Origin of the sequence: Haloferax volcanii DS2, from assembly GCF_000025685.1 — an archaeon.
Lineage (GTDB): Archaea > Halobacteriota > Halobacteria > Halobacteriales > Haloferacaceae > Haloferax > Haloferax volcanii.
Map to the genome: position 1 here is coordinate 2,826,843 of NC_013967.1, position 20,915 is coordinate 2,847,757.

Here is a 20,915-nt window from a genome sequence, read left to right on the forward strand (position 1 = left end):
CGCGGCAATAAAAGGAATGGCGGTCGGTGGCCGGCCAGTCCGCCGACGCGGCGGCCGGGAACGACTCGCCCGAGGCGAGCGCGCTCAGTTCAGTTCGACGCGGCGCGAATCGCCTGGTCGAGGTCGTCGACGATGTCGTCGACGTCCTCGATGCCGACAGACAGGCGGACCATGTCGGGCGTGACGCCCGCGGCGGCCTGCTCGTCGTCGGTGAGTTGCTGGTGCGTCGTGGACGCCGGGTGGATGACGAGCGTCTTCGCGTCACCGACGTTGGCGAGGAGCGACGCGAGTTCGACGTTGTTGACGGTGCCCTTGGCGGCCTCGTAGCCGTCGGTGAGGCCGAAGGTAATCATGCCGCCGTAGCCGCCGTCGAGGTACTTCGACGCCTCCTCGTGGGTCTCGTGGGAGTCGAGGCCGGGGTAGTTCACCCACGACACCTTCTCGTGGTCGTCTAAGAACTCCGCGACGGCCTGCGCGTTCTCGCAGTGGGCGCGCATCCGAAGCGGGAGCGATTCGAGCTTTTCGAGCGTCTGCCACGCGTCGAACGGCGACTGGGCGTTGCCGAGGTCGCGCAGGCCGCGGGCGATGGCGGCGTAGGTGAAGCCGGCGGGGCCGAACGTCTCGTCGAAGTTGACGCCGTGGTACGCCGGGTTCGGCTTGGCGATTTCGGGGTAGTCGTCGGCGTACTCGTCCCACGGGAAGCTGCCGCCGTCGACGAGGATGCCGCCGATGGTCGTGCCGGCCCCGTGAATCCACTTCGTCGTCGACTCCCAGACGAGGTCAGCGTCGTGTTCGATGGGGTTGCAGAGGTAGGGCGTCGCGAACGTGTTGTCGACGAACAGCGGCGTCCCGTGGTCGTGGGCGACCTCCGCGATGGCCTCGATGTCGGGCGTCACGAGCGCCGGGTTGCCGATGGTTTCGAGGTGGACGAACGCGGTGTCGTCGTCGATGGCCGCCTCGTAGGCGTCCACGTCGAGGGTGTCCACGAACCGGGTCGTGACGCCGCGGCGCTCGACGGTGTGGGTGAGGTAGGTGTAGGTCCCGCCGTACAGCGACGACGCGGAGACGATGTTGTCGCCGGCCGAGGCGAGCAGGAAGGTCGCGAGGTCGAACGCGGCCATCCCGGACGACGTGGCGACCGCACCCACGCCGCCTTCGAGCGAGGCGAGGCGCTCCTGTAACATCCCGACGGTCGGGTTCATCAGCCGCGAGTAGATGTGACCCGGCTTTTCGAGGGCGAACTGCGCGGCCGCGTCGGCGGCGTCGTCGAAGACGTACGAGGTGGTCTGGTACAGCGGCGGGGCGCGCGCGCCCGTCGCGTCGTCGGGGCTCTGACCGGTGTGGAGGCTCCGCGTGTGGAAGCCCGGGCTGTCGTCGTCGCTCATGACCCGAACGTCGACCCGGACGGGGCTAAAGCACGGCGTCGGTCGCAATTCCCGCCGGGTTCTGCGACACGGTAGCGATTCACAAGAAACCCCTGAGAACCGAGGGTCGTCCCCGCGTCGCCCCCCCGCGGCTCAGCGCGAGAACAAAGAGGAGTGGACCGGGGCGAAGTCCTCGTCCTCGTCGGGTTCGCCGCCGTCGGGTGCGGTGTCGGTCACGGCGCGGCCCGCGACGCCCTCGTCGACGAAGTCAGCGAGCGGCGGGCCGACCTTCTCGGGTTCGACGAGGAAGGCGTCGTGGCCGTGGTCGGACTCGACGACGTGGTGGGCGACCGGCACGTCGCCGCGGCGGAACGCGCCCGCCAGCGACTCCGACTGCTCGGTCGTGAAGTGCCAGTCGCCGGTAAAGGAGACGAGGAGCGCCTCGCCCTCGAAGGCGGCGAGCGCGGCCGCGTCGGACTCGTAGCCCTCCGAGAGGTCGAAGTCGTCCATGGCGCGCGTGAGATACAGGTACGCGTTGGCGTCGAAGCGCTCTGCGAACTTCTCGGCCTGATAGTCGAGGTAGGACTCGACCTCGCGGTACGGGAAGAAGGACGCCGCGGGGTCCGACGGGAAGGCGTCGCCGCGCTCGCCGCGACCCGCGGAGCGCCGGCCGAACTTGCGCTCCATCGAGTCCTTCGAGAGGTACATCAGGTGGCCGAGTTGGCGGGCGAGGCCGAGACCCGCGTCGGGCGAGGGGCGCTCTTCGCCGTAGTAGTCGCCGCCGTTCCAGTTCGGGTCCGAGGTGATGGCGCGGCGGGCGACGGCGTCGATACCGAGACACTGCGAGTCGAGGCGGGCCGCCGAGGCGACGACCGCGAGGCGCTCCACGTCGTCGGGGAACTGCACGGCCCAGTCGAGGGCGTTCATGCCGCCGACGGAGCCGCCGACGACGGCGTGTAGGCGGCCGACGCCGAGGTGGTCGAGCAGGCGGCGCTGGGCGCGGGTCCAGTCGTGGACGGTGACCGGAGGGAAGTCCGTGCCCCACGGCTCGCCGTCGGGACCCTCGCTGGCCGGGCCGCTCGTGCCGTAACACGACCCCGGGACGTTCACGCAGATGACGTAGTAGTCGTTCGTGTCGATGGCCTTGCCCGGCCCGACGATGTCGCCCCACCACGCGCGGGCCTGCCCGGAGACGCCCGACTCGGTGCCGTGGCCGGCGACGTGCTGGCTCCCGGTGAGACCGTGACAGACGAGGACTGCGTTCTGTCCGTCGAACTCGCCGTAGGCCTCGTAGGCGACTTTCAGGTCGGGCAGTATCTCGCCCGACTCGAACTCGTGTTCCCCGATGTCGACGACATCGGATTCGACCCGCCGGCCGGGCGTGGTTCGGGTACGGCTCATCGCTCCTCCGCGTCCCCGTCGGCCTGCTGACGCAAGGCGTGTTCGATTGCCCGGTCGAGGTCGTCGATGATGTCGTCGGCGTCCTCGATGCCGACCGACAGCCGGAGCATATCGGGGGCGACGCCCGCGGCGCGCTGTTCGTCCATCGAGAGCTGGGCGTGCGTGGTCGAGGCGGGATGGATGAGCAGCGTCTTCGCGTCGCCGATGTTGGCGAGGAAGCTCACGAGGTCGACCGACTCGCAGACGGTCTTGGCGGCCCCGTAGGCCGCCTCGTCGTCCTCGCCGTCGAGGCCGAACGTGACCATGCCGGCGTAGCCGCCCTGCAAGTACTTCGAGGCGAGGTCGTGGGTTTCGTGGTCCTCGAAGCCGGGGTGGGTGACCCACGCGACGCCGTCGCGGTCGCGGAGGAACTCGGCGACGCGGCGGGCGTTGTCGCAGTGGGCGCGCATCCGGAGCGCGAGCGTCTCGACGCCCTGGAGGGTCTGCCACGCGTCGAACGGCGACTGGCAACTGCCGGTGCTCCTGACGGCGCGCTGGCGGACCGCCTCGGCGAAAGCGCGCTCACCGAATCGCTCGACGAAGTCGACGCCGAACGCGGGGTTCTCGCCGGAGAGTTCGTCGTAGTCGGCCGCGTCCCACGGGAAGGTGCCGCCGTCGACGACGACGCCGCCGACGGTCGTACCGGAGCCGTGGAGCCACTTCGTCGTGGACTCCCAGACGATGTCCGCGCCGTGTTCGATGGGCCGACAGAGCGCGGGCGTGGCGAACGTGTTGTCCACGACGAGCGGGACGCGGTTCTCGTGGGCGACCTCGGCGATGGCCTCGAAGTCCGGCGTCTTCAGCGAGGGGTTCGCCACCGTCTCGACGTGGACGAAGGCGGTGTCCTCGTCGATGGCGTCCTCGTAGGCGTCCACGTCGAGCGTCTCGACGGTCCGGGATTCGATGCCGCGCCTGACGGCGGTCTTCGAGAAGTACGAGGCCGTGCCGCCGTACATGTCCTCCGAGAGGACGACGTTGTCACCGACTGACGCGAGGACGGTCGTGAGCGCGTCGAGCGCGCCCATGCCCGAGGCGGTGGCGACCGCGTCGACGCCCGCTTCGAGGGCGGCGAGGCGGCGTTCGAGGATGCGAGTCGTCGGGTTGGAGATGCGGGAGTAGACGTCGCCGTCGGCTTCGAGGGCGTACAGGTCCGCGGCGTGGTCCGCGTCGTCGAAGACGTACGACGTGGTCTGATAGAGTGGCGGGGCGCGGGCCCCTGTCGCCGGGTCCGGGTCCTGTCCGGCGTGGAGGCCGAGCGTGCGGAAGCCTCGGTTCATGTATGAGGTGCATAATCTTCGACAGAGGAATAACCGTCAGTTACGGCAAGCGTTGCCCGTGGTTGGGGGTCAAAAGTGCGGCCAGTCCGGAGGACGGCGGTTCGGCCGGCGCGCACTCGTCAGCCGCCCGTTTTCTCACTGTCAACCCGCCTCCCTTCCCACCGTCAACCCGCCCATCTTCGCACCGCCACCCCGGAGCGTTTACCCGCCGTCCGGCCGACAGCCGAACCAATGAGCGACGCCGACGTCGACGCCGAGTCGAACCCGTACCTCCGCGACCCTCCGACCGAGTTCGAACCCGCCGAGTCGCTCTCGCGCGAGGCGGCCGAAGGGCAGGCCGCACTCCTCCGCGAGGCCGTCCGTGAGCACGACCACCGCTACTACGTCGCGGCCGACCCGCTCGTCTCCGACGCGGCCTACGACGCGCTGTTCTCCCGACTCGTCGCGCTCGAAGACGCGTTCGACCTCGACACGACCAACAGCCCGACGAACCGCGTCGGCGGCGAGCCCATCGACGCGCTGGAGACGGTCGAACACGTCGCGCCCATGCTCTCTATCGACCAGAGCACCGACGCCGACGACCTCCGCGAGTTCGACGAGCGCGTCCGCCGCGAGGTCGGCGCGGTCGATTACGTCTGCGAACCCAAGTTCGACGGCCTCTCGGTCGAAGTCGTCTACGAGGACGGCGAGTTCGTCCGCGCGGCCACCCGCGGCGACGGCCGGCGCGGCGACGACGTGAGCGCGCAGGTGAAGACGATTCCGACCGTTCCCCTCTCCCTCCGCGGCGACCACCCCGACCGACTCGCCGTCCGCGGCGAGATTTACATGCCGAAGTCCGACTTCAGCGACCTCAACGCCCGGCGCGTCGAAGCCGGCGAGGACGCCTTCGCCAACCCCCGGAACGCGGCCGCCGGGACGCTCCGCAACCTCGACCCCTCGGTCGTCGCCGACCGCCCGCTCGCGGTGTTCTTCTACGACATCCTCGACGCGAGCGCGCGACCCGACAGCCAGTGGGCGGCGCTCGACCGCCTGCGCGAGTGGGGTCTCCGCGTCACCGACCGCATCGAGCGCGCCGAAGACGTGGCGGAGGCCATCGACTACCGCGACCGGATGCAGGCGGCCCGCGACGACCTCGACTACGAAATCGACGGCACGGTCATCAAGGTGGACTCGCGGGACGCCCGCGAGCGGTTGGGCGAGAAGAGCCGCTCGGTCCGCTGGGCGTTCGCCTACAAGTTCCCCGCGCGCCACGAGGTGACGACCGTTCGCGACATCGTCGTGCAGGTCGGGCGGACGGGCCGGCTCACGCCGGTCGCCATCCTCGACCCCGTCGACGTGGGCGGCGTCACCGTCTCGCGGGCGACGCTCCACAACCCCGACGAGAGAGCCGCCCTCGGCGTCGCAGTCGGTGACCGCGTCCGCGTCAAACGCGCCGGCGACGTGATTCCGCAGGTGGTCGAGGTCACCGAAGACGGCGGCGGGTGCTACGAGTTCCCCGACGAGTGCCCCGTCTGCGGGAGCGCCGTGGACCGCGACGGCCCGCTTGCGTTCTGCTCGGGCGGGCTGTCGTGTCCGGCCCAACGTGAGGCCTCCATCGGCCACTTCGCGGTCAAGGGCGCGATGGACATCGACGGCCTCGGCGAGGAGCGCGTCGCCCAACTCGTCGACGCCGGCCTCGTCGAGACGGTCGCCGACCTCTACGACCTGACGGCCGACGACCTCGCCGAGTTGGAGGGGTGGGGCGAGACGAGCGCCGAGAACCTCGTGGCCGCCGTCGAGAACGCCAAGCACCCCTCTCTCGACTCGTTTCTCGTCGGCCTGAGCATCCCCGAGGTGGGCGAGGCGACCGCCCGCGGCCTCGCCCGCGAGTTCGGGTCAATCGAGGCGTTCCCCATCGAAGCCGACGCCGAAGAAGACGAGTTCGACGCGTTCGAGGAACGCCTGACGACCGTGCCCGACGTGGGCGAGACGGTGGCGCGTCGCGTCCGCGACTTCTTCGAGAACGCGGACAACCGCGCCGTGATTCGCGCGCTGCTCGACCGCGGCGTCGACCCCGAACCCGTCGAATCGGGCGGCGACGAACTCGACGGCCTGACGTTCGTCGTGACCGGGACGCTCGCGGCGAGCCGAAGCGACGTGACGGAACTCGTCGAATCCCACGGCGGCAACGTCACCGGCTCCGTCTCGGGCAACACGGACTACCTCGTCGTCGGGGAGAACCCCGGCCGGTCGAAGCGCGACGACGCCGAGGCGAACGACGTGCCGACGCTCGCGGAAACCGAGTTCGAGGCGCTGCTCGCGGAGCGCGGCGTGGCGTATCCGCCGGAATAGAACGGTCAATCGGTTCGCTGAGACGGGCGCTGAGGCGACCGCCTCAGGCCCGGTACGTCGGCCTCAGAGGTCGGCCTTCTCGAACGCCCGGTAGCCGAGCAGCGGCGGGACGACAATCCACGCGACGAGGATGGCGAGGATGAACGGCCCGGTGAAGTAGAACGGCAGCGACTGCGAGAACGTCGATTCGATGGTGAGTCGCTCGGCGAGGCCGGCCTTGAACAGGCGGGCGGCGACCGCGGGCCCGTACAGCTCCGCGACCAGCGTCTCGTAGGCCCGAAGCGGGTTCAGGTACTTGATGAAAAGCCGCATCTGGACGATTTGCGGCGCGGTCAGCGCGGTGAGACCGAGCTGTTCGACGACCCAGTTGACGAGCCGCGGGACGCCCGTGGCGACCGTCGACCAGAGGACGGCGAAGATGAAGTACAGCCCGACGGTGCCGAACAATGCCTGCCGCTGGGAGGCCGAGGTCGCAGAGAGCCAGACGCCGATGGAGACGAACGCCGTGGCGAGCAGTCCCGAGAGGGCCACCTGCCCGGCGTAGGAGACGAACATGACCTGCCCGCCGGTGAACAGCATCGCGAAGAGGGCGACGACGAAGCCGACGAGCATCGAGACGAGGACGACGAGCGTGCGGCCGACCAGCTTTCCGAACACCACGTCGCGCCGGGAGTTCGGCAGCGACAGCAGGAGCTTGATGGTGCCCGACTCGCGCTCGTCGATGAGCGAGCCGTGGGCCGTCACGAGCGCGATGAGCGCGAGGACGAACCCGAGCATGCCCGCGTACGAGAAGTTGAACAGCCCGCCCGGGGCGGTCGTGAGGCCGAACAGCGTCTCGGAGTTCGCGCCCGCGCCCGAGAGCAGGACGCCGTAGAACAGCGCCGTCGACCCGCCGATGAGCAGGGCGAAAAACAGCGTCAGCCCGAGGAGCCACCGCGACCGGAGGGCGTCGCGGAAGTCCTTGCGCGCGACGGATTCGAGCGTCACGCCGCCACCTCCGGTTCGTCGGCCGGGTCGTCGCCCTCGGTGTACGCGAGGAAGATGTCCTCCAGCGACGCGGAGTCGGTCTCGAAGTCGGCGACGGTCGCACCGTCGGCCTCGACGGCCTCGATGACGCGGGTCTTGGCGTTGTCGGTACAGCCGACGACGAGGCGGTCGCCGTCAGATTCGACCGACGAGACGCCGTCGAGCGCGCGGACCGCGTCGAGGTCGGCGTCGCCGTCGACGTCGATGCGGAGCACCGCCTCGGCGTCAACGCGGTCGCGGAGGCCCTCGATGGTGTCCTCGGCGATGAGTTCGCCGTCGCGCATGATGCCGACGCGGTCACAGACCGCTTCGACCTGTGCGAGGACGTGACTGGAGAAGAACACCGTCGCGCCGCGGTCGGCCTCGGTGCGGACGATGTCGCGCATCTCGCGCGCGCCGGCGGGGTCGAGACCGGAGGAGGGCTCGTCGAGGACGAGGAGGTCGGGACTGCCGGCGAGCGCCATCGCGAGCGCGAGGCGCTGGGACATCCCCTTGGAGTAGCCGCCGGCGCGGCGGTCGGCCTCGTCGGGGGTTAAGCCGACGCGGGAGAGCAGTTCGTCGGGGTCGTCGTCGGCTTCCTTGGACTCGATGGCGAACTCGACGTGTTCGCGCCCGGTGAGCCGGTCGTACACCTCGTAGCCCTCGGGGAGTACGCCGGTCCGACGACGGACGGCCACGCTCTCGGCCTGCGCGTCGTGTCCGAGCACGTGGACGGACCCGCTCGTCGGACGCACGAAGTCGAGAAGCATGTTGATCGTCGTCGATTTTCCAGCACCGTTGGGACCGAGAAACCCGAAGACCTCCCCTTCGGCGACGGAAAACGAGAGGTCGTCAACGGCGGTGACGGTGTCGGGTTCGGACGACGGGAGGAGGGTATCGAACAGTCCCTCGTCGTCTTCGAACCGTTTCGTCACCCCGTTTAGTTCGATGGCGGCCATGGGCGGGCCTGCGTCGCACTGCCTTAAAGTGTTTTAGGTGCGGAAATCACGGCCGATAACGTTGCGGGCGGAAATCGGGGGCTGTCGGAGGCGCAGTTCGCCGCTGCTGGAACGTCAGACCTCGTCGTCGGGTTCGTGGGAGTCGGCCATCTTCGTCGCCTCCGCGGCGTACCGCTCGCGCAGGTCGTCGTCATCCACGGGTTCGAGATTCTCCGTCGGCGCGTCGATGGCGGCGGTCACGGTCATCCGGCGCTGGTGCATCACGGCCGCGGCGAGCTCCTTCCGGAGTTCGTACTCGCCGTCGGGCGTCGCGTAGATGAGGATGATGAGGTCGCGGTCGTCGTAGGACCGCTCGACCAACCAGAGCCGCGTCGTGTCGTCGTCGCTCATGGGCCGTGGTTCGGCCGGGGTTCCCTTACGCGTGCCGGCATCGCATCGCGGAGCGTGCCGCGCCGGGAGTCCCCCCTATCGTTTATTCGCTCCGCAAGCGTACGATTCCGGCATGTTGGAGACGCTGCTCGGGGACGACGTGGAGTCGTCGGGCCGATACCTTCCCGAACTCATCTACGGCGCGAACGACGGCATCGTCACGACGTTCGCCGTCGGCGCGAGCCGGAGCCTCGTGACGAATCGCTCGTGGCTCGCTAACGGCGTCGAGATGTTCGTCGTCGGAATGGCGGCCGCCACGGTCGCCTACGCGGTCGGGAACCTCCTTGCCGGCGTCGCCTGACGCGGGCGCGTGTCCGACTCACGTCAGGCGGACCGGCTCCCGGTCAGCTCCTCGACTTCGGTGGCGAGTGACGACAGCGCCTGCGTACTTTCGTCGGTCGCCGCGACGATGCTGTCGACCGCGCCCTCGGTCTCGACGGTCCGGTCGCGCACGTCCTCGATGGTCGCGGTCAGCTCCTCGACCGCCTCGGCCTGCTCGTCGGTCGCGCGGGAGACCTCCGCGACGCCGTCCGCGGCGGTGTCGATGGAGGCGGCGATTTCCTCGAACGCCGCCAGCATCTCGGAGATGCGCTCGTCGGCGTGTTCGATGCGGTCGTTGGACTCCGTCGCCGCGTGGACCGCTTCGTCGGTCTGCGACTGGATGTTCTCTATCTGCGCGGTGATGTCTTCGGTGTGCTGGCGCGTCTCGTCGGCGAGCGACTTGACCTCCTCCGCGACGACGGCGAATCCGTCGCCGTCCTCGCCGGCGCGGGCGGCCTCGATGTTCGCGTTGAGCGCGAGCAGGTTCGTCTGTTCGGCCACCTCGGAGATGACCTCGACGACCGCCTCGATGTCGTCCATGCGGCCGCCGAGTTCGGTCACGCGGTCGACGAGTTCGTCGCCCATCGTGACGACGCTCTCGGTCGCTTCTCGCGCCTCGCTGTTGGCCTCGCGACCCTCGGCGGTCGCCTGCCGCGCCTCGGTGGCTGCGGTGTCGACCTCGTCGGCGGTGGCGGCGACCTCCTCCATCGTCGCGCTGAACTGCTGCATCTGTGTCGCGCCCTCGTCGAGGAGGTCGCGCTGTTCGTCGACGTTCTCGACGATGGCGTCGGCCGCCGACGCCGCCCGCGTGACCGCCGCGGTCGCCGTCTCGGTCTCGTCTTCGACGTTCGACGCCAGCGTCGAGAGATTCCGCGCCGTCTCGTTGACCGCGTCGACGACGAGATACAGTTGGTCGTCGACGGCCCCGCTGTCGTCTATCGTCGCCCGCGCGTCGAGGTTCCCTTGGCTCAACTGGGTCAGCGTCGATTCGACCTCGGAGACGAGCGCGGCGACCTCGCGGTGGCGCTCGACCTCGGTCGTGCGGTTGCGGACGGTCTGGAGGACGCCGACGAGCTCGTCGCCCTCGTACAGCGGCATCGCGGTGTGCCGGGCGTGACAGTCGTCGCCGTTCGCGTCCGCGAACGTCTCCTCCGCGGCGTACAGCAGCCGGTCGGGGTCGTCGAGTTCCACGTCGTCGAGCGACGCGGCGTCGCGGGGGTTGTCGAGGACCTGCCCCGCGAGCACCCGGGCCGCGGCGTTGCCGTAGAACGTCTCACCGAGGTCGCGCCGGCCGAGCGCGTCGGCCGCGGACGTGCCGGTCAACGACTCCACGCCGGCGTTCCATGCCGCGATGCGGCCCTGTTCGTCGAGGACGAACGCCGGAAGCCCGACGCCGTCGAGCAGTACGTCGTCGTCGACGTTCAGGTCCGGCGCGTCGGTGGCGGAACCGGCGACGATTCCGCCGTCCGGTAACGGCGTCTCCTCACCGAACCACGAGCGGACGCGTGAGAGTATACCAAGTGACATTATCGACTTCGTTTCAGGGCATCACAGGAGTATCTTTCGAGGACAGTATCAAATAAGATAATTGGATGGCCGCTGGAGGGCGGTGCGGCCGACGCGTCAACCTCAAGCCCCTCGCGCGGTAAGCCACCCCAGATGGACCCTGCCGCGGTCAGCGAACGAGCCAGCGCGCTGCCGTCGGACCCCGGCGTCTACCAGTTCGTCGCCGGCGACGCGGTGCTGTACGTCGGGAAGGCGGTCGACATCCGCGCGCGAGTTCGGTCGTACGCGGACCCGCGCTCGGAGCGCATCTCCCGGATGGTCGACCGCGCGGAGCACATCGACTTCGCCGTTACCGACACTGAGACGCAGGCGCTGCTCCTCGAAGCCAACCTCATCAAGCGCCACCAGCCGCGCTACAACGTCCGGCTGAAAGACGACAAATCCTACCCGCTGGTCCAACTGACGGCCCACGCGGTCCCGCGCATCGAGGTCACCCGCGACCCCGAGGACTCCGCGACCGTCTTCGGGCCGTACACCGACAAGGGCCGCGTCGAGACGGTCGTGAAGGCGATTCGAGAGACCTACGGCCTCCGCGGCTGTTCTGACCACAAGTATTCGAACCGCTCGCGGCCGTGTCTCGACTACGAGATGGGCCTGTGTACGGCCCCCTGTACCGGCGAAATCGCGGAGCGCGACTACCGCGAGGACGTGGAGTCGGCGGTTCGATTCTTCGAGGGCGAGACGGGCGTCCTCGCGGACCCGCTCCGCCGGGAGATGGAGGCGGCCGCGCAGGACGCGGAGTTCGAGCGCGCCGCCAATCTCCGCGACCGACTGGAGGCCGTCGAGTCGTTCCACGGCGCGGGCGAAGACGCCGTCTCGTCGCAGTCCGACGAGCGCGCCATCGACGTGCTCGGCGTCTCGCTCCGCGGCGACTCGGCGACGGTCGCCCGGCTCCACGCCGAGCGCGGTCAACTGGTGGACCGGACCCGCCACCACCTCGACGCGCCCGAGGGCGAAGACCGCACGGCCGCCGTCCTCTCGGCGTTCCTCGCGCAGTTCTACGCCGAACGCGACCTCCCCGACGCGGTCGTCCTCTCGGAGCACCCCGACGACGAGGACGTGGTCGCGTGGCTCGAAGCCGAGGGCGTGGGCGTCCGCATCCCCGGCGCCGGCCGCGAGGCGAAACTGGTCGAACTCGCGCTGAAGAACGCCCGCCGGCGCGCCGGCCGCGACGACGGCCTCGCGACGCTCGCCCGCGAACTCGACCTCGACGTGCGCCGCGTCGCCCGCATCGAGGGCTTCGACGTGAGCCACGCGCAGGGCAAGGCCGTCGTCGGGAGCGACGTGTGCTTCGTCGAGGGAAGCGCCGAGACCGCGGACTACCGCCGGCGGCGACTCCCCGAGCGCAACGACGACTACGCGAACATGCGCGACCTCGTCCGCTGGCGGGCGACCCGCGCGCTGGAGGGCCGCGACGACCGCCCGGACCCCGATCTGCTCCTCATCGACGGCGGCAAAGGACAGTTGAACGCCGCGCTCGACGCCCTCGACGAGACGGGCTGGGACGTGCCCGCCGTCGGCATCGCCAAGGACCGCGAACTGGTCGTCACGCCCGACCGAACCTTCGACTGGCCGGACGACGCGCCGCACCTGCACGTCCTCCAGCGGGTCCGCGACGAGGCCCACCGCTTCGCCGTCCAGTACCACCAGACGCTCCGCGACGAGGTGAAGACCGTCCTCGACGACGTGCCCGGCGTCGGTGAGAAGACCCGCCGGGCGCTGCTGACGCGGTTCGGCAGCGTCGAGGGCGTGCGCGAGGCGTCTGTCGAGGACCTGACCGACGTGCCCGGCGTCGGCGAGAAGACGGCCGACGAACTGAAGCGGCGGCTCTGAGCGGCGTCAGATACTCGGGTGAAAAAGACGGATTGGATTCGTCGCGCGAGCGAACCGGAGCGGCTTACGCGATTTCGTCGTACTGGTCGCGGAGCTTCTCGGCCGCGTCGTCCATGAGGTCGGCCTCGTAGTCGTCGAGGTCCCACTCGACGACCTCCTCGATGCCGTTCGAGCCGAGTTTGACGGGGACGCCGAAGGCCGTGTCCTCGTAGCCGAACTCGCCGTCGAGGACGAGCGAGCCGGGGAGCACTTCGCCGGTGTCGTGCAGGACGGCCTCGACCATGTGGGCGACGCCGGTCGCCGGGCCCCACTGGGTCGCGCCCTTGCGCTCGATGACGTCCATAGCGGACTCCTGAAGGTCACCGAGAATCTCCTCTTTCTCGTCGGCGGAGAAGGCGGGGTCGTTGCCGTCGACGCGGACCTTCGAGAAGACCGGCACCTGCGCGTCGCCGTGCTCACCGAGGATGGTCGCGTCGACGTTCTTGACCGGCACGTCGAAGCGCTGGCTCAGCACGTAGCGGAAGCGGGCGGAGTCGAGGCGGCCGCCGAAGCCGATGACTTTGTGGCGGTCGCGGTCGCCCGTCTCGTAGAGGTGACGGTTGAGCAGGTCCACGGGGTTCGACGTGGTGATGGAGACGAAGTCGTCGTTGTACTCCGCGAGCGAGGAGCCGATGTCGTCCATGATGGGGGCGTTGTCGCCCGCGAGGTCGATACGGGTCTGTCCCGGCTGCCGCGGGATGCCCGCCGTGATGACGACCACGTCGGAGCCGGCGGTGTCCTCGTAGCCGCCCTGCGTCACGACCGTGTTGGAGTCGTACGCGATGCCGTGGTTCGTGTCCGCCGCCTGTCCGACCGTCTTGTCTTCCATCTTCGGGATGTCGACGAACACGAGTTCGTCACAGACATCGCGAAGCGCGAGGTTGTACCCAGCCGCGGCACCGACCGTGCCGGCCGCACCAATCACGCTAACTTTCGTCATGCCACATTAACGACGCTGTGGATTCCGAGTAAACGTTTCGGAACGGGCACCGAACCGCAGTCTGTCGATTTCGTGTTCGTCAGTCGTCGAACTTCGGGCGACAGCGACGGGGTGGACTCGGGCGCGAGAGCCGGTGAAACCGCCGGTGACGAAACCGGTCGAACGACGCCGTGGGGTTTTTCGACGCACGTCGCGTCCACACGCACATGAGCGACTTCGACAAGGAAGCAGAGCGCCAGCGACTTCGGGAGAAGTACGAGCGAGACGAAACGAAGCGACGGTCGACCCAGCGGATGAGCGAGCTGCTCCTCAAGGGCGCGACGATGACGAACAAGCACTGCGACAACTGCGGCGACCCCTTGTTCCGCTACGAGGGGCAGGTGTTCTGTCCGACCTGTCAGGCCGAGGGGCAGGCCGCGGCGAACGCCGACCAAGACGCCGAGCAGGCCGCCGAAGCGGCCGTCGAAGCCGACGAAAGCGAAGCCGAAGCCGAAGCCGAGGCGAACGCGAACGAGACGGCCGCCTCCGCGGGGAGCACCGAGGCCGCCGACGAGACGCGCCGCAACCCCACCGGCGCGAACGGGCGCGCCGCGGCACCGACTCGGACGCGAACCGCGGGCGAGCGGGAGGCGACCGAGCGACGCGCGCCTCGCGAGGTCGCCGGCGACGTGACCGCCGCGCGCGAGTCGCTCGTGCGGACGCTGACGTGGGCCGCCGAACAAGCCGAGTCGACCGACGACCCGCGGCGGGCAACGGAGTATCTGACCGCCGCGCGCGAGGCCGCCGAGGCCATCTCGGCGCTCGACCGATAACCGACTGCCTGTCCTCGCCACCTCGCGTCGGCTGTCGCTCCGGGCGGTAGAACTACCGCCCCGCGGGTCCTCTGTTTCGTATGGACGTTCTCATCCCCATCGACGGCACCGACGCCAGCAAACGCGCGCTCGACTTCGCCATCGAGATGGTCGGCGGGATGGGCGGGAGCCTCCACGTCGTCCACTACACGAACAACCAGACCGACGCGACGGAGGCCATTCTCGACGACGCGCGCGGCAGACTCAAAGCGGGCGACTTCGGCGGCGAACCGGAGCTTTCGACCATCACGGTCGACGTGTGGACCGCCGACCGCGTCGGTGAGGAGATTCTCGACACCGTCGAGCGCGGCGGCTTCGACCACGTCGTGATGGGCCACCACGAAGACGGCATCGTCGAGCGAACCGTCTTCGGGAGCGCCGCCGAGACGGTGCTCCGGACCGAGGCCGTTCCGGTGACTATCGTCCCCTGACGCGCTCCGGGCGGTGAACGCGGCTCAGCGGTACTCCGAGCCGACGACCTCGCGGATTCGCTCGGCGGTGACTTGGCCGACGCCGCGGACCTCCTTGAGGTCCTCCTCGTTGGCGGTCATGACCGCCTCGACGCTCCCGAACGCTTCGAGCAGCGTCCGCGCCGTGACCGGGCCGATGTCCGCGATGGCGGAGACGACGTACTCCTGTTGCTCGTCGAGCGTCTTCGCGCTCTTGCCGCCGTGGACGCTCACGGTGCGCTCGCGGTCCGTCTGCTCGCGGGTGGCGATGGTCGCCAGCAGCTCCGCGGTGTCGTCTTCGTCTTCGGTGAACAGCACGCTCACGTTGAAGTCGACCGCGACCGACGACAGCGCCCCGCGAATCGCGCCGGGGTGGATGTTGCGCTCCTCGTAGAGCCCGCGCCCCTCGATGACGAGCAGCGGCCGGGCGTAGTGGCGCGTGAGGTCCGCTATCTGCTCGAATATCGAGCGGTCGCCGCCCGTGAGCGTGTCGAGGAAGTCCGAGACGCTCTTTCGCTCGACCGCGACGCGGTCCGAGAGGACGTAGTCACCGACCGCGAGCGTCTCCAGTCGGGTCGTCAGGTCCTCGCGCTTCGAGAGGGTGCGGGCGATGTTGGAGTCGAGTTCGCGCTGGTCGACGACGATTTCGACGGTGTCCTCGTCGTCGGTGCCCGCCGCGGCGACGGTGGCCGAGTCGTCCACCTCGTCTCCTTCTGCGTCCGACGCCGGGTCGTCGCCCGAGTCGGCCGGGTCGGCGTCCTCGCCGTGGCTGTCGTCGCCGTCGTCCGCCCGCGCCAACGCCTCGTCCGAGGGACCGAAGTCGGCGAGGCCGGACTGCCCGTCCGAGTCGGTCGCCGCCGCGGTCGCGGTCCGGCCGTTCGAGGCGGATGACGCGGTAGCCGACGCCCCGTTTGCATCGCCCTCGCTCGCGACGTCAACCCCCTCGTTTCGGGTGGAACTCCCCGCGCTACCGGCTGAACTGGCGTCGTCTCCCGCGAACGCCGAGAGGTCGCGTTGGGAGGGGTCGAGTTCGGCTTCGAGGTCGTCGGCCGCGCCCTTGAGGTCTCGAAGCTCGTTTTGCATCGTCTTCTCGCGGCGGCGCGATATCCAGAAGTACGCCTCGTCGCGGGTGTCCTCCGCGAGGAGGACGACCACGCGACCGTCGGCCTGCCGGCCGGTCCGCCCCTTCCGCTGGATGGACCGGATGGCGGTCGGCACGGGTTCGAAAAAGAGCACGAGGTCGACCTCGGGCACGTCGAGACCCTCCTCCGCGACGGATGTCGAGACGAGTACCTCGAACTCGCCGTTTCGGAACTTGTCGAGGGTCTCCTGCTGTTCGTTCTGGGTCATCCCGTCGGAGCCTTCGCGGTCGCCCTGCCCGACGAACCGCCGGACCGAGAAGCTCTCCGAGAGGAACTCCGTCAGCGCCTCGGCCGTGTCGCGCGACTCGGTGAAGACGATGACGCGCTCGCCGTTCTGGATGCCGAGCGTCTCCGCGAGGAGGATGCGCGTCTTCCTGAACTTCGGGTGGAGGCCGTCGAACGACTCGGCTTTCCGCATCGCCTCGCGGACTTTCGGCTCGGCGACGAGTCGCTGGCTCGCCTTCGACGCGCCCGACGACCGGGCGGCGTTGCGCTGGCGCTCGAAGTACCGCCGGACCGACTCCACCGACTGGGTCTCGACGAGTTCGACCGCCCGGCGGAGCTTCATCACCTCCGCGTGCGTCGACATCCCCTTGTAGCCCTCCGACTTGTCGGCGTTCATCAGCCGCTGGAGCTCCGCGCGCATCCGGTTGAGCTTCTTCTGGGAGATATCGGGCTTCGTCGATTTGGTGACGCCCAACTGCTTGAGCTTCTCCAGTCGGTCGGTGATGACCTCGTTGAGCGCGTCGCGTATCTCCAGAATCTCGTCGGGGAGTTGGATGCGGTTCCACTCCACGTCCGTGTCGTGGGTGTACTCCGACACGTCGGCGTCCTCCTCGGTCATCACCTCCACGTCGACGATGCCGAGGTTCTCACAGACTTCGAGGATGGCCTCCTCGTCGCCGCCGGGCGAGGCGCTCATCCCCGTGACGAGCGGGTTCTCGGCGGCGGCGTGGTAGCGCTCTGCGATGTAGACGTAGGCGTAGTCGCCGCTCGCGCGGTGGCACTCGTCGAAGGTGAGGTGCGTCACGTCCCGAAGCGAGATGCGGTTGCCGATGAGGTCGTTTTCGATGACCTGCGGCGTGGCGATAACGATTTGGGCCTCCTGCCAGAGTTCGGCCCGGTCGTCGGGCCGAACGTCGCCGGTGAAGACGACGATTTCGTCGTCCGGGACGGTCAGCGCCTCGCGGTAGAAATCGGCGTGCTGCTGGACCAGCGGCTTCGTCGGCGCGAGAAACAGCGACTTTCCGCCCACGTCGTGGAGGCGCTGGGCGGTGACGAGCAGGCTGACGGTCGTCTTCCCGAGGCCGGTGGGGAGACAGACCAGCGTGTGGCCGTCGCGCGCGGTCCCGGCGAGGCGAATCTGATAGAGCCGCCGCTCGATGAACGACGGCGCGAGTAGCGGGTGGTCCACGTACGCAACGTCCTCGGAGGCCGACATCGGTGACGATTGCTCGCCCTTGCCGATAAGGGTTCGCAGAGCGGGGTGAAAGTAAAGCGTCCGCCGGGCCTCGCCGCGGCGGTCGTTACCCCGTGCTGTCAGCGGTATCGAGGTCGGGGTCGTCTGGTCGCGCGGTCGGGAGCGACGCTCCGAGGAGCGACGCCCACTCGGCGACCTTTTCGTTGTGCGGATTGGACATAGCGCTTCCCCAAGGAGATATACTCTCAACTATCGTATATAACGGTTATGCCGATTCGACGGATGGACTCGCGCGTACGTGGCCGGACGGTCGGCGTTCCACCGGAAACGACGGGGTGAAAAGTCGGGCGGGCGCGGAAAGCGCGCTCAGTCCTCGCGGTTGCCGGGGCCCCACGTGTCCGGAACTTCGATGACGTACCGGCCGTCCTCGCGGAGCGAGATGATGTACTCGCTTCGGTCGTACAGCTCCATGAGGTTGAGTTCGTACTGCCCGGGGTTGACGATTTTGATGCTCTCGAACTGGTCGTTGAGCTCCTCGCGAAGCTGGTCCAGGTCGGGCCGCTCGTCGGACGAAGGCTCGATGACCGTGCCGTCCGCGTCCGTGGGCGCGTCGGCGGGCTGACCGGCCGGCCCCTCGGAGGCGGGCGGCGCTTCGGACGGCGTCTCAGCCGCCGAACCGCGTCGGTTCGCGTCGGCGGCGGCGAGTTCCTCCGGCGTGACGACATCGCTCCGAGCGCTCTTCTGGGAGTTGTCTTCGTCCGTCTCGCGCGCGTTGATTTTACCGGGGTCGCGGTCCGGAGGCGAAGCCGAGTCCGCCGAGCTACTGGGTCGCTCCGTCGCGTCACCTCGGAATTTGTTCCGCGACGCTGAAGGTTCCTGCGGGTCTGCTCCCGGAGACTCGCCGGGCGCGGACGGCCACTCGCCCCAACCGCGAGGTTTGTCTTCGGGTTCGCCACCCGCGTCGGCCGCGTCGGACGCGTCGCTCGACCCGGCCGCACCGGTCGACGACGGTTCGCTTCGGGTCGAACCGGCGGTGTCACCGGTCTCGGATCGCTGTGGGGCGTTCGCGTCCGCATTCGCGTCCGCCCAGTCGCTGACGGTCATCGACTCCTCGTCGGTCGAGTCGGGATAGGACTGCTGCTGTGCGCGGTCTCGGACGGCGTCGGCCGCCGAAGAGCTCAGGTCCCGCGTTCCGGCGCCGCCCGTCGACGGCGTGTCGTCGCTTGCGCTCGCGGGAGCGCTCCCGCTCGACGCGGGCTTGAACTGAAACTTGTTGCCGCCGCAGTTCGGGCACCCCGAGAGCATCTCCTTCGAACCGTCGGGGAACACCTTACCGCACGTGGTGCATTGATGTGGCATTGGTGGATGTTGGCGCCGGATGACGCGTGAGGGCGTTCGTGGGGCCCCCTACTTTCGCGAGACGAGCGCGCTGATGAGATTCTCGTCCTTGTGAAGCGTCTGAATCTGGTTCGCGGGACCGATGACCGTGAGCTTCTGGGTCGACTGTCGGCCCATGAGCCGGTCGAGGAAGCTCTGGTCTGCGGTCTGCGAACGCGGATACGTCTCGATTTCGATACCGTTGAACTCGTCGGGGCTTATCTCGGCCATCGTGACTTCGATAAGCTTCGACTCCTCGTCGGGCGAGAGGCCTTCCTCCAGGATGACGATGTTCCCGTCACGGACGCCGTCGAGGATGAGTCGAATCTTCTCCATGCTGGTGAGGTTTGCCATCCGATTCCCGCTGAAGAGGTCTATCTGGACCCCGTCGGAGCCGTTGTCGGAGGCGGTTGCTTCAGGCATGGTGGATCACGCGAAGTACTTCGCGATTTTGGCGTACACTTCGTCCATGTTCTCCCCTTCGAGCGCTGACAACTCGACTGTTTCGTGCTGTGGGTACGCGTTCGCGATGCGCTCGACGTTCGAGTCTTCGAGGTCGATCTTGTTCGCGAAGATGAGCACGGGCAGGTCCTGGCTCTCGATGATACCGATGAGCATCGTGTTGACCTGCGATATCGGGTCCTTCGTGCTGTCGAGCACGTAGATGACGCCGTCGACGTCCTCGCGGAGCCAGTGCATGGCCTCGGCGACGCCCTCGGTCGCCTCGCGGGACCGGCGAACGGCGTCGTCTTTCTCCATGTCGTGTTCGAGGAACTCCTTGTAATCGACCTTCGTCGTAACCCCCGGGGTGTCGACGATGTCGATAGTGACTTTCTTGCCGTTCCGCTCGATTTCGACGTTCTCTTTCCGCCTGGCGCGGCGAGTCTCGTGAGGGATGTGGCTCTCGGGACCGACGGCGTCACCGGTCCAATCACGGGCGATACGATTTGCGAGAGTCGTCTTCCCGGCGTTGGGCGGGCCATATATACCGATCCGCTTCGGCTCGCTCTCCGAAAAGAGCCGGTCGACGACTCGTGAGATGCTGTCTCTTAAATCTGTGAGCAGTCCCATCCTGGGCCTCCCGCACCTCCCGAACGCGTCGTGGAGGGCGTATGGAGGTATCACCCAACCGGACTCACTTAAGCACTACGTCAGACACCAGTCACGTGGTCGACAAAACGACAGAAAAGAACGTCGGTGACGGCGGCCAGTCCGATTGGGCGAACTCGAACGACGAAATCGACAGGCCGGCGTTCGAGCGGGACGTACCGAGCGATAGAAAGGCGGCCGCTCGGCGGCGATACGCGTTCATTTAGTTGTTACTTTGGGCGTACACGTGCGTAACTCGAACGGATACCGAGCATGACTCCGGAGTACCGCAGTGTCTCTCGAACACGACGAGCGTTCTGAAGCCGCCGCGCCGACCTCCCCACAGTCTGTCCTCGCCGCAGTAGCCGTGATTCTGATATAGTGACACGTGCCGCGGGGACGTGAACCACTCGCAAGGCAACACCCCCACCCCTTCGTTTCAGGTGGAACGGGCCGAAGGGGTGGGTGGGGGGAGACCGCTAGACGGCGGTCGGATGTTAATTGAATAGAGAGGGTGAGTAATATTATCCATTTTCTCTCTACTACGGGTTTGATATGCAAATATCTGTGATAAAACCACCGCTATACAAAGACTACCGAACCCCCTCCCCTCCTGTTCGCGGCTCCACCTGAAACGAAGGGGTGTGGGGGAACCGAGACGCAGGGGTTTCCCGTCGAACTGGAGAACGACAGTTAATTACAAGAGAAATCGAGACGTTACACAAGGTCAATACTCGCTCTACTACCCGAATTCGTCCAAATCGTTATTCGGACATCTCCACGCGAAACGAAGGGGTTACTCCCATCGAATTTTCTGTCGGGGACACATCGCACGTCGAGTTCCACTCCAACGACGCCCGTTGGTCAGTCACCGCCACCGCTCAGTTACTGTCGGTACTCGGTCTCCGACACCCATCCGGCTACCCACCATCGTTCAGTCACGCTGCCGCGCAGTTGCCGGCGCAACTCGTTACCCACCACTCGGCCGACTCGACCTGTTTCGACTCGAGCCGAGCCGACTTTCCGACGCGGCTCGATTCGCCCGTTCGCCATCTGGTTCGTCTCCCAGCGACCGCCGGTACT

At 68.1% G+C, this 20,915-nt stretch carries 17 protein-coding genes; 5 read left to right on the forward strand and 12 right to left on the reverse strand.

The genetic code is table 11. The annotated features are described in order from the left end of the window. Window positions 1–89: 89 nt before the first annotated feature. The 3 genes from HVO_RS19205 to HVO_RS19215 form a co-directional block, all read right to left on the reverse strand. Window positions 90–1,385, reverse strand: coding sequence for an O-acetylhomoserine aminocarboxypropyltransferase/cysteine synthase family protein (locus HVO_RS19205; RefSeq protein ID WP_004044904.1), 1,296 nt, complete (start codon window positions 1,383–1,385; stop codon window positions 90–92). A 132-nt stretch (window positions 1,386–1,517) separates the two neighbouring features. Then, entirely contained in the window at window positions 1,518–2,765 is a 1,248-nt protein-coding gene (gene metX / locus HVO_RS19210; protein WP_004044906.1) for a homoserine O-acetyltransferase MetX, read from the reverse strand. Continuing rightward, window positions 2,762–4,081 (reverse strand): O-acetylhomoserine aminocarboxypropyltransferase/cysteine synthase family protein, encoded by a 1,320-nt coding sequence (locus HVO_RS19215; protein WP_004044908.1) that lies wholly within the window; start codon window positions 4,079–4,081, stop codon window positions 2,762–2,764. Before HVO_RS19215 ends, metX begins: the two co-directional genes overlap by 4 nt. A gap of 231 nt (window positions 4,082–4,312) precedes the next feature. Here HVO_RS19215 and ligA point away from each other — a divergent pair, with 231 nt between their 5' ends. Then, complete coding sequence (gene ligA / locus HVO_RS19220) at window positions 4,313–6,412, forward strand: NAD-dependent DNA ligase LigA (protein WP_004044909.1); 2,100 nt, start codon at window positions 4,313–4,315, stop codon at window positions 6,410–6,412. A 63-nt stretch (window positions 6,413–6,475) separates the two neighbouring features. On the opposite strand, the gene HVO_RS19225 is transcribed toward ligA, so the two are convergent. From HVO_RS19225 to HVO_RS19235, 3 genes are all read right to left on the reverse strand, one after another. Then, entirely contained in the window at window positions 6,476–7,399 is a 924-nt protein-coding gene (locus tag HVO_RS19225; protein ID WP_004044911.1) for an ABC transporter permease, read from the reverse strand. Next, window positions 7,396–8,376, reverse strand: coding sequence for an ABC transporter ATP-binding protein (locus tag HVO_RS19230; RefSeq protein ID WP_004044914.1), 981 nt, complete (start codon window positions 8,374–8,376; stop codon window positions 7,396–7,398). The genes HVO_RS19225 and HVO_RS19230 overlap by 4 nt, the downstream gene beginning before the upstream one ends. Before the next feature lie 114 nt (window positions 8,377–8,490). Continuing rightward, a complete protein-coding gene (locus HVO_RS19235) occupies window positions 8,491–8,766 on the reverse strand; it encodes a hypothetical protein (RefSeq protein WP_004044915.1) in 276 nt (91 codons plus the stop codon). A 112-nt stretch (window positions 8,767–8,878) separates the two neighbouring features. Here HVO_RS19235 and HVO_RS19240 point away from each other — a divergent pair, with 112 nt between their 5' ends. Beyond that, window positions 8,879–9,106 carry a hypothetical protein gene (locus HVO_RS19240; protein ID WP_004044917.1) on the forward strand — a complete coding sequence of 76 codons (228 nt, stop codon included), beginning with the start codon at window positions 8,879–8,881 and terminating at the stop codon, window positions 9,104–9,106. Window positions 9,107–9,129: 23 nt separating this feature from the next. Here the strand turns inward: HVO_RS19240 and HVO_RS19245 are convergent, their stop codons facing one another. Continuing rightward, complete coding sequence (locus HVO_RS19245) at window positions 9,130–10,653, reverse strand: methyl-accepting chemotaxis protein (protein WP_004044919.1); 1,524 nt, start codon at window positions 10,651–10,653, stop codon at window positions 9,130–9,132. A 132-nt stretch (window positions 10,654–10,785) separates the two neighbouring features. Here HVO_RS19245 and HVO_RS19250 point away from each other — a divergent pair, with 132 nt between their 5' ends. Next, entirely contained in the window at window positions 10,786–12,525 is a 1,740-nt protein-coding gene (locus HVO_RS19250; protein ID WP_004044920.1) for an excinuclease ABC subunit C, read from the forward strand. Between the two features lie 64 nt (window positions 12,526–12,589). Here HVO_RS19250 and mdh read toward each other — a convergent pair whose 3' ends face one another. Continuing rightward, the gene (mdh, locus tag HVO_RS19255; protein ID WP_004044925.1) at window positions 12,590–13,504 is read right to left on the reverse strand and encodes a malate dehydrogenase; all 915 of its coding nucleotides are present in this window, start codon (window positions 13,502–13,504) and stop codon (window positions 12,590–12,592) included. A 206-nt stretch (window positions 13,505–13,710) separates the two neighbouring features. On the opposite strand from mdh, the gene HVO_RS19260 reads away from it, so the two are divergent. Continuing rightward, a complete protein-coding gene (locus HVO_RS19260; protein ID WP_004044927.1) occupies window positions 13,711–14,316 on the forward strand; it encodes an Sjogren's syndrome/scleroderma autoantigen 1 family protein in 606 nt (201 codons plus the stop codon). 80 nt (window positions 14,317–14,396) lie between these two features. Continuing rightward, window positions 14,397–14,786 carry a universal stress protein gene (locus HVO_RS19265; RefSeq protein WP_013035286.1) on the forward strand — a complete coding sequence of 130 codons (390 nt, stop codon included), beginning with the start codon at window positions 14,397–14,399 and terminating at the stop codon, window positions 14,784–14,786. Between the two features lie 24 nt (window positions 14,787–14,810). On the opposite strand, the gene HVO_RS19270 is transcribed toward HVO_RS19265, so the two are convergent. The 4 genes from HVO_RS19270 to HVO_RS19285 form a co-directional block, all read right to left on the reverse strand. Next, window positions 14,811–17,387, reverse strand: a complete 2,577-nt coding sequence (locus HVO_RS19270; protein ID WP_004044943.1) for a DEAD/DEAH box helicase — start codon at window positions 17,385–17,387, stop codon at window positions 14,811–14,813. 345 nt (window positions 17,388–17,732) lie between these two features. Further along, on the reverse strand, window positions 17,733–18,725 hold the full coding sequence (locus tag HVO_RS19275) for an OapC/ArvC family zinc-ribbon domain-containing protein (protein ID WP_013035500.1): 993 nt from the start codon (window positions 18,723–18,725) through the stop codon (window positions 17,733–17,735). 48 nt (window positions 18,726–18,773) lie between these two features. After that, window positions 18,774–19,166 (reverse strand): DUF2073 domain-containing protein, encoded by a 393-nt coding sequence (locus HVO_RS19280; protein WP_004044951.1) that lies wholly within the window; start codon window positions 19,164–19,166, stop codon window positions 18,774–18,776. A gap of 6 nt (window positions 19,167–19,172) precedes the next feature. Continuing rightward, complete coding sequence (locus HVO_RS19285) at window positions 19,173–19,814, reverse strand: Era-like GTP-binding protein (RefSeq protein ID WP_004044952.1); 642 nt, start codon at window positions 19,812–19,814, stop codon at window positions 19,173–19,175. Window positions 19,815–20,915: the final 1,101 nt, after the last annotated feature.

Excerpts from the sequence above, each read along its gene's own strand:
- HVO_RS19280 (WP_004044951.1), bottom strand. The coding sequence starts at position 19,166 with ATGCCTGAAGCAACCGCCTCCGACAACGGCTCCGACGGGGTCCAGATA.
- HVO_RS19230 (WP_004044914.1), bottom strand. The coding sequence starts at position 8,376 with ATGGCCGCCATCGAACTAAACGGGGTGACGAAACGGTTCGAAGACGAC.
- mdh (WP_004044925.1), bottom strand. The coding sequence starts at position 13,504 with ATGACGAAAGTTAGCGTGATTGGTGCGGCCGGCACGGTCGGTGCCGCG.
- HVO_RS19245 (WP_004044919.1), bottom strand. The coding sequence starts at position 10,653 with ATGTCACTTGGTATACTCTCACGCGTCCGCTCGTGGTTCGGTGAGGAG.
- ligA (WP_004044909.1), top strand. The coding sequence starts at position 4,313 with ATGAGCGACGCCGACGTCGACGCCGAGTCGAACCCGTACCTCCGCGAC.
- HVO_RS19215 (WP_004044908.1), bottom strand. The coding sequence starts at position 4,081 with ATGAACCGAGGCTTCCGCACGCTCGGCCTCCACGCCGGACAGGACCCG.
- HVO_RS19205 (WP_004044904.1), bottom strand. The coding sequence starts at position 1,385 with ATGAGCGACGACGACAGCCCGGGCTTCCACACGCGGAGCCTCCACACC.
- HVO_RS19235 (WP_004044915.1), bottom strand. The coding sequence starts at position 8,766 with ATGAGCGACGACGACACGACGCGGCTCTGGTTGGTCGAGCGGTCCTAC.
- HVO_RS19240 (WP_004044917.1), top strand. The coding sequence starts at position 8,879 with ATGTTGGAGACGCTGCTCGGGGACGACGTGGAGTCGTCGGGCCGATAC.
- HVO_RS19250 (WP_004044920.1), top strand. The coding sequence starts at position 10,786 with ATGGACCCTGCCGCGGTCAGCGAACGAGCCAGCGCGCTGCCGTCGGAC.
- HVO_RS19270 (WP_004044943.1), bottom strand. The coding sequence starts at position 17,387 with ATGTCGGCCTCCGAGGACGTTGCGTACGTGGACCACCCGCTACTCGCG.
- HVO_RS19265 (WP_013035286.1), top strand. The coding sequence starts at position 14,397 with ATGGACGTTCTCATCCCCATCGACGGCACCGACGCCAGCAAACGCGCG.
- HVO_RS19285 (WP_004044952.1), bottom strand. The coding sequence starts at position 19,814 with ATGGGACTGCTCACAGATTTAAGAGACAGCATCTCACGAGTCGTCGAC.
- metX (WP_004044906.1), bottom strand. The coding sequence starts at position 2,765 with ATGAGCCGTACCCGAACCACGCCCGGCCGGCGGGTCGAATCCGATGTC.
- HVO_RS19260 (WP_004044927.1), top strand. The coding sequence starts at position 13,711 with ATGAGCGACTTCGACAAGGAAGCAGAGCGCCAGCGACTTCGGGAGAAG.
- HVO_RS19275 (WP_013035500.1), bottom strand. The coding sequence starts at position 18,725 with ATGCCACATCAATGCACCACGTGCGGTAAGGTGTTCCCCGACGGTTCG.